The 8,215-nt window shown below is 39.3% G+C and carries 6 protein-coding genes; 5 read left to right on the top strand and 1 reads right to left on the bottom strand.

The genetic code is table 11. The features are described 5' to 3' along the window. The first annotated feature begins 361 nt into the window (after window positions 1-361). From IQ242_RS10690 to IQ242_RS10670, 5 genes are all read left to right on the top strand, one after another. Window positions 362-1,366, top strand: coding sequence for a glycosyltransferase family 2 protein (locus IQ242_RS10690; RefSeq protein ID WP_228020923.1), 1,005 nt, complete (start codon window positions 362-364; stop codon window positions 1,364-1,366). A gap of 44 nt (window positions 1,367-1,410) precedes the next feature. Then, on the top strand, window positions 1,411-2,457 hold the full coding sequence (locus tag IQ242_RS10685; protein WP_193959950.1) for a glycosyltransferase family 4 protein: 1,047 nt from the start codon (window positions 1,411-1,413) through the stop codon (window positions 2,455-2,457). A 49-nt stretch (window positions 2,458-2,506) separates the two neighbouring features. Continuing rightward, complete coding sequence (locus IQ242_RS10680; protein WP_193959949.1) at window positions 2,507-3,178, top strand: class I SAM-dependent methyltransferase; 672 nt, start codon at window positions 2,507-2,509, stop codon at window positions 3,176-3,178. A gap of 372 nt (window positions 3,179-3,550) precedes the next feature. Beyond that, a complete protein-coding gene (locus tag IQ242_RS10675) occupies window positions 3,551-4,330 on the top strand; it encodes a glycosyltransferase (protein ID WP_193959948.1) in 780 nt (259 codons plus the stop codon). A 20-nt stretch (window positions 4,331-4,350) separates the two neighbouring features. Then, a complete protein-coding gene (locus tag IQ242_RS10670; protein ID WP_193959947.1) occupies window positions 4,351-5,331 on the top strand; it encodes an NAD-dependent epimerase/dehydratase family protein in 981 nt (326 codons plus the stop codon). Between the two features lie 22 nt (window positions 5,332-5,353). On the opposite strand, the gene IQ242_RS10665 is transcribed toward IQ242_RS10670, so the two are convergent. Beyond that, window positions 5,354-8,062, bottom strand: coding sequence for a bifunctional acetate--CoA ligase family protein/GNAT family N-acetyltransferase (locus IQ242_RS10665; RefSeq protein WP_193959946.1), 2,709 nt, complete (start codon window positions 8,060-8,062; stop codon window positions 5,354-5,356). Window positions 8,063-8,215: the final 153 nt, after the last annotated feature.

The following is an 8,215-nucleotide window of genomic DNA, read 5'->3' as shown; positions in this document are numbered from 1 at the left end:
GAATCCTGAAGTGCTTATTGGGCAAAACTTTTAGGACTATTTTGCGGAATAAACTATCAGTATAGACCTAGTTTCCACACAGAAACCAGAAGAGCCGACTTTGCTAATGTTAGTAAAGATTTTCTAGAATTTAGTTTGCTTACCCAGAAAGTAGAATCCGTAGATTTGTCCGTTTTTGAATCCCTGCAAGCCAATGATATTCTGTTTGTAGAACAATTACTAAGAAGCAATGGCTGTGGCGCTGGCTGCCAATTCAATTGACGAGTTTATTGATGAGTTTGTCGATCACCTCTTTCTACCATCCTTGACAGAGGTGTTGGAGTGAGTTACAATCCCCGAAAGCTGCTGCTAAATCACAATTATGACGCTTCCCCCAGTCAATCAAGACAAAGACGCAATTACGCTAGACCCCAATTTTTCTACTACTCGCCTGGTGACGCAGGAGAAACCAGTCATAACTAACGATCCCTCGTCAAAAGTACAGTCTGTTTTGTTTTTACCACCAAATCCAGAACGAAGAGGAGAAGGTGGATTGAGAACTAAGGGATATTTCAAAAAGTCTTATGATGAAGAGAGTGATTTGTCTGGCAATTTACTGGTTCCTCTAGTTACTATTATAACTGTAGTTTTTAATGGAGAAAAGCACTTAGAGCAGACAATTCAGAGTATCATTAGCCAGACTTATGATAACGTGGAATATATCATCATAGACGGAGGTTCCACGGACGGTACAGTTGATATTATACGCAAGTATGAGGAAGTGATTGATTATTGGGTAAGCGAACCAGATGCAGGAATTTCTGACGCTATGAATAAAGGGATAAGTTTGGCGACAGGAATTCTAATTAATCACTTACATGCAGGGGATAAATTTGCTGCTGACACAACCCTGTCGTCAGTGGTTTCATCTTATAATTCAGAAGGCTGGCGATGGTGTTTCGGTAATCAACTATTGAGAAGTCATACAGACGATACTATAGTGGGTTGCTTCTGTCCTCCTAAATTTAGTCAAAAACTACTTCACATAGTAAATACGATTCCCCATTCGACTGTTTTTTCTGAACGAGCTTTGATAGAAGAAGTAAATGGGTTTGACAATAATTATAAATGTGCTATGGATTACCATCTTTGGCTCAGGTTCACTCAATTATCAAAACCTAAACAATTTGATTATGCCACTGCTGAATTTTTACTGGGTGGTCGCTCCTCAGATGTAAAATTAGCATTGCGGGAAGAATTTAGAGCTAGAAAGGAAGTTTTAAAGCTGTCAAAACTAGAATTATTACTCTCTTTGGCAGTAGTAATGATGAGGTATATTAAGCGACAACTGCGAATCACTACATTTGTCAAAAATAGTCCAGCATAATGGCAGTGAAGATAGATAATAAAAGTTGAGAGCAAATACGACATATGAAAATCGCTTATATTATTCCTCGTCTCAAAGATAGTGGCTTAACGAGAATACCTCTGTGGCTGTCTAATAGTCTTTATCCTGAGCATGAGGTGAAGGTATTCTACTTCAGTGAAACTAATGCTCAAGAAAAATGCCTCAGCTTTAAGGCTCCTTTTCAAAAGATAAGTTTCAATGGTTTTTGTCAGGAGTTAAAAAATTACGATATAGTCCACTCCCATGGATTAAAACCCGATCTGTACCTTGCCATTAATTACCATAAAATTAAGGGCATAAAGATTACAACCATTCATGGCTATCACGTCGATGAACTCAGCTACGAAAAAGGCTCTCTACTAGGTTATATATGGGGAAATTTATGGAACCTAGCCTGCCGAAAATTAGATTTAGCAATTTGCATAAGTCAGGCGATGGAAAGATACTATCAAGGACTTGGCTATAAAAATACCACTGTAATTTACAATGGAATAAAAAAAATGGATGACAGTGTAAAGACAATCAAAGGGAGTAATATAAAAACTGGAGATAAAATTGTCATAGGTACAGTTTCTATCCTAAATAAAAGAAAAGGAGTGGAGCAAATTATACAAGTGTTACAGAAAAATACCCTGTACCATCTGATAGCAATAGGGGGAACATCTCAAGACATTAATCGATTGCAAGTCTTGGCAGAAAAACTAGGAGTTGCCCAAAGATGTGTTTTTACAGGCTATCGAGAAAATCCCTGGGAAACGGCGATTAATATTGACGTTTTTGTTTTTCCATCTCGTTCAGAGGGATTTGGTATTGCATTAGTTGAAGCTGCCAGTTTAGGAATTCCAATTATCTGTTCTGATATTCCGACATTTCGAGAGATGTTTGACGACAATGAAGTGACATTTTTCAAACTTGATGATATAGATGACTTGAACAACAAAATACTTATGTTAGATGAAATTAAAGACAAAGTTTCTCGGGCTAAGTTAAAAGCAGAAAAACTTTTTTCTTTGGAAAGTATGTGTTACAATTACTATCAGGAGTACAAAAAATTAATTGATGCTAATTAAAAATTATGAACTATAACCATATATAAAAATAAAAGGAGGCTCTATTTAGATGATTGGGATTTGTAATTTATGCGGTTCTGTGGTGGTTCGGATACATCCAGGATATTTTGGTACTCGTTGTTTAAACTGTAGATCTACTAAAATTCATAGAGCAGTTGGTTTGACAGTTGAATCTCTAAATTTTTCAACCAGTACCTCTGTTTATGAGTTGTCTTCTCGCGGAGCTTTCTATAAATTCTTAAAAGGTAAATTTAAGAATTTATACTTTTCTGAATACTTTGATGATGTACCTCTAGGGTTGATGAAGAACTCTGTTGTCTGTCAAGACGTTCAAAATCTTTTTCTCAATGACGAATCTTTTGATTTAGTGACTTCTACCGAAGTTTTTGAGCATGTTCCTGATGACAGCAAGGGTTTTTCTGAAATTTACAGAGTCTTAAAAAAAGATGGATATTTTATTTTTACCGTGCCTTTATCAGATAACCCGAAAACAGTTGAAAGATGTTTCTTGCAGCCTGATGGGACTATCATACATCAGCTTGAGCCTGAGTATCATGGCGATCAGATCCGTGGACAGGGAAGAGTTCTTGCCTTCAGAAATTACGGATTGGATATAACTAAACGGTTAGAAAGTTGTGGTTTTCACGCTGAAATACGTCTAGTAAACTCGACGCGCAATGTAATTGAAGATCAGAAGGTTATTATAGCCAAAAAAATCTAGTTCTACGACTGTGACTAAAAAATCAACTGGAGGCAAGAATAAAATGTTAATTTCCTGCAAATACAACTTCCTTTTTATCCATAATCCCAAGGTAGCGGTGTCGTCTTTGGAGAAATCTCTGAGAAAAATTATCTTAAATGACTGGGAATGTTTTAACTATATTTGAAACTTAACAAAAAGACTATGAGAGAATACTAGAATTGCTTAAGTTACCAGAAGTAAAACTAGCAATCGTCAATCAAAATCATCAACGTCAGTGAGACTATAGGAGTTATTATAACGAAGAAACTAAAAATATTATTAGTGAACATCTCAAGGAAGATATAGAATTGTTTGGATACTCTTTTTAGTAAAAAATAGCTTTAGATACTTATGCAACTTAGCGCCTCCCTTGTCCTTTACAAAAATGACCCAGAGATAGTTATTCAAGCAATTAAATCTCTGTTCAGCACACCCATAGAAATTAATTTGTCAGTAGTAGATAATTCTCCCACCGATGAACTCAAAAAAATATTTGATAATTTTCAGGAATACGATATAGATTATTACTTCAATAATGGTAATAACGTTGGTTTTGGTCAAGGACATAACCTAGCTATTACTAGGGCTAAAAATTATGATTATCATTTAGTTATCAATCCAGATGTTTATTTTGATAATAATGTGATCACTGAACTTATTCACTACCTCGATAAGCATCAAGAGGTGGGATTGATTACTCCAAAAATATCTTACCCTAATGGGGACATCCAATACCTTTGTAAGCGTCAACCCACAGTTTTGACCTTATTTATTAGACGTTTTATACCAAAAAAAATGCAGTTTCTTTTCAAAAAGAGATTGGACTGGTATGAAATGCGAGATATCAGCTATAACCAGATAATAGAAGTACCGATTATTAGTGGTTGTTTTATGCTATTTAACAGAAAATATTTAGATGATATTGGCTATTTTGATAAAAATATGTTCATGTATTTTGAAGATTATGATTTGACCATGAGAATGTCTAAAAAATACAAAACCATACTTTATCCCCATGTCAATATTTATCATCATTGGGCAAGAGGAGCGCACAACTCTACTAAACTGGCTATAGTTTTTGCTCAATCGGCTGTGTATTTTTTCAATAAACATGGTTGGAAACTTTACTAAACTTAATTGAATAATTAATAATGAAAAACGTTTTAGTTACAGGTTCTAATGGCTTTATTGCCAGCCACTTACTGCCAATTTTACATCAACATAACTGCCAGATAACAGCTGCAATTCGCCAGAAATTTGAGTTTCCTGCAGCCCTGTCAATTAAGGCTATTCAGGTGGGTGAAATTGATGATATAACCGATTGGCAAGAAGCATTGCTAGGCATTGATACCGTTATTCATCTAGCAGGACGCGCTCATATACTTCATGAGACTATATCCAATCCAGAAGCAGCATTTATAAAAGTTAACACTAAGGGGACTATTAACCTAGTGAAGCAGTCGCTAAAAGCGGGAGTTAAGCACTTTATTTTTGTCAGTTCTATTCATGCTATGGCTGCCGAAAGTGATAATATTCTGAACGAAAATTCTCCCTGTCACCCCGATAGTCCCTATGGTCGTAGTAAACTGCAAGCAGAACAAGCTTTAATTGAACTAGCAAAAGATAGTGACATGACTTGGACGATCCTTCGTCCCACTCTAGTTTACGGACTAGGCAATCGTGCTAATATGGAGCGCTTGATGAAACTAATTAAACGGGGATTACCTTTACCTTTTGGTGCGATCAAAAATCGTCGTAGTTTTGTCTTTGTGGGTAACTTAGTTGCTGCCATTATTACCTGTTTAGATCATCCTAATGCCGCTAATCAAATCTTTTTAATTAGCGATAACCAAGCTGTTTCTACTCCCCAATTAATTCGACTCATTGCTCAACGAATTCAACAACCCTGTCAATTGCTACCCATCCCCACTACCTTACTTAGATTCTTAGGTTATCTGGGTGATAGGGTAGAATCTATAACAGGGAAAAACCTCCCTTTTAATACCTATAATATCGATCGCTTGCTTGGTTCTCTTGCCGTTGACTCTAGCTATATTCAAAAAACCCTGAATTGGCAACCTCCCTTTACTTTAGAGCAAGGATTAGCCCAAACAATTCAGCCAGAAAATTAGTGATAAGCTCGTCAAAAAGGCTTCATAATTCAAGTTCCGCTTTGACAAAATCGGCAGTTTTATAGAGAGAAAACCCTACTTTGGTCGCTATCATCTGCATAGCGCGGTTATCACTTAAAATTTCCCCTTCAATTCCCTCTAATCCTTCCTTTTTGCCAATAGTGACTAAACGCTGTAGTAATTCTGTACCAATGCCCTGGCCTTGATAGTCATCCCTAACTAATAGGTCAAATTCCGCCACATTAACGCCGTGCAGTTTATTTAAGCGTCCTATAGCGATAATTTCTCGCTCTTCCGTCTGATCGTTATTAATCTCTACCACTAAGGTCATCACTCGCTCGTAGTCGATAAAACAAATGCGCGTAAGACGATCATAAGCGGTTTGGCGATCGAGATTGACAAGATGAAAATAACGATAATAAATAGTTTCTTCCGAGAGATAATGGTGAAATTGTCGCACTAAAGGCTCATCTGCTGCCTGAATTGGACGAATTAGCACTTTTAAGCCTCTTTTCGTCGTCCAAGGTTCTATATAATGTTCGGGATAGGGACGAATCGCCGGATGAGATAACTTTTCTGGGGGTGTAGTTGGAGGATGAAGAAGGATAGAAGCGGAAAGAGCGATCAATTGCTCTGAATCGGCAAAAAAGGGATTAATATCGATAGTTTTAATGCGAGGTTGTTCACTAACTAGGTGACTAAATCTAACGATTATTTGCTCCAAATTCGCTAAATTAAGCGATTTAAGCCCATTTGTCCCGTGAAAAGCCCGATAAATCTTGGTTTTTTCTAAAAGTCGGCGCGCGAGATTAGTATTTAAAGGAGGTAGAGCGGTGGCGTAATCTTGAAAAATATCGACTAAACGGCCACCAGTACCGAAAATTATCACCGGTCCGCACTGATCATCGTAATTAGAGCCGATAATTAACTCATATCCTCGATCGATTTCTAACATCGGTTGAATAATCACTCCGAGAAAATGCTCCCCACCCACTTGTGCGCTAACATTAGCTTTGATCGCCTGATATGCTTGTACCACTGCCCTAGGGGAAAAAAGCGGCAATTGTACCCCACCCACCGCACTTTTATGGATAATCGTCCTCGAATACAGTTTCATCACCACGGGATAACCGAGAGATTCAGCGAGATTAACTGCTTCTGCGGCACTTTCGGCAATTTTAGTGACAATAACAGGGATTCCATAAGCTTTCAGTATATCTAAAGACTCTGGCTCACTGAGAATTGTTCTATCCCCTGCTTGCTCGATAATCTGGCTCACTAAAACTCGATCGGAGCCATTTTCCTGAGAATTGGTTAAAATTGGCGTTTGATAAAGACCGCGCAGATTCTCTTCATATTTCCAGAGCAAATTAAACACCCTGGCGGCCGAATCGGGATAGCGATAGGTGGGGATACCTTGCTGATTTAATAACGCTACCCCCTCTGCAATGCCCTCTCCCCCCATCAAACTTGCTAAAATGGGTTTTGTGCTATTTTGAGCGATTGAGGCAATTCTAAGGGCAATTTCTCGCAGATCAGTGTTAAAGCGAGGCGAGAGAATCATCAACACCGCGTCGGTATGTGCATCCGCTAAAGCGATCTCTAGGGCGCGAGCGTAGCTATCGGGATCGCTGCTGCGACGCAGATCGATGGGATTTTGGGGGACGATATCCGCGGGAACAAGAGGCTCTAGTTGCGCGATCGTTGCGGGGGTAAGGGTTGCCAGTTGTCCATCTTCCGCCATTAAAGCCGAGGCCGCTAAAAGAGCGGGAGCAACACCATTGCTGATGATTGTCAAGCGTTTTCCCCGGGGAAATCGGGGAATTTTCGCTAAAACTTGCGTGATATTCAAGAGATCGGCCAGTCTTTGTACTTCCACGATGCCACAGCGAGCAAAGGCAGCGGAGAGAGTTAGCTGATCGCTGGTCAATTTGCCAGCATGGGAAAGAGAAGTGGGGTCAAAGTCGGTACTGTGGCGACTAATGGCGATAATTGGTTTATTTAGGGCAACTTCTCGGGCCGAGGACAGAAAAGAGCGGGCATTATTCAGGGATTCCAGGTAGATAACGATGCTTTTGGTTTGGGGATCGTCTCCCAAATAATAGAGTAATTCGCCCCAATCCACATCTAAAAGAACTCCGAGGGAGATAAAGTGACTAAAACCGACATTTTCGCTTAAACTCCAATCAAGCACGGCAGCAGCGATCGCACCACTTTGACTAATCAGGGCAATTGAACCGGTTTTCGGCAGGATGGGGGAAAAGGTGGCGTTAAGATTTTGGCTTATATTGCAGATTCCTGAGCTATGGGGACCGATTATGCGTAATTTTTGACCAGCGATCGCTTTAATTTCCCTAAGTAAATTTTTCCCTGTCTGTCCAGTTTCCCGAAAACCCGTGGAGAGAATCAGGGCGCATTTAACCTGTTTTTCGACAGATTGGGCGATAATAGCGGGAATTTCGGGAGCGGGGGCGGTGATAATTACCAGATCGATCGCCGTCTGGATATCCTCTAAACTGCTATAGGTGGGAAGAGCGAGCCAGTTTTCGGGGTGAGGATTAACTAGATAAAGGCGGTGCTGACCGGGATTATGATGGAGATTATGTAAAAGAGTGCGATCAAGTTGGCGATTTTGGCGATTAAATCCCACCACAGCTATGGTTTTTGGCTCAAAAAAGGCTCTTATGGTTTGATGTTCGCCACCACGAGGCTCTAAGATGGAATTTAACATAAGTGGGTGGGTGGAATTAAATATAAGATCAACGTAGGTTGGGTTGAAGCATGAAACCCAACGCCCGATTATGTTACGCTACCGCTAACCCATCCTAAAAATAATTGTGCCTCCCTACTTAAGTAGGCTAGGAGGTATTTAAACTCTGTCTCT

Source organism: Microcystis sp. LEGE 08355 (assembly GCF_015207185.1).
GTDB classification, from domain to species: Bacteria; Cyanobacteriota; Cyanobacteriia; order Cyanobacteriales; family Microcystaceae; genus Microcystis; species Microcystis panniformis.
Note: the sequence above shows the minus strand (reverse complement) of the source record. Positions and strands in the feature narration are given on the sequence as shown.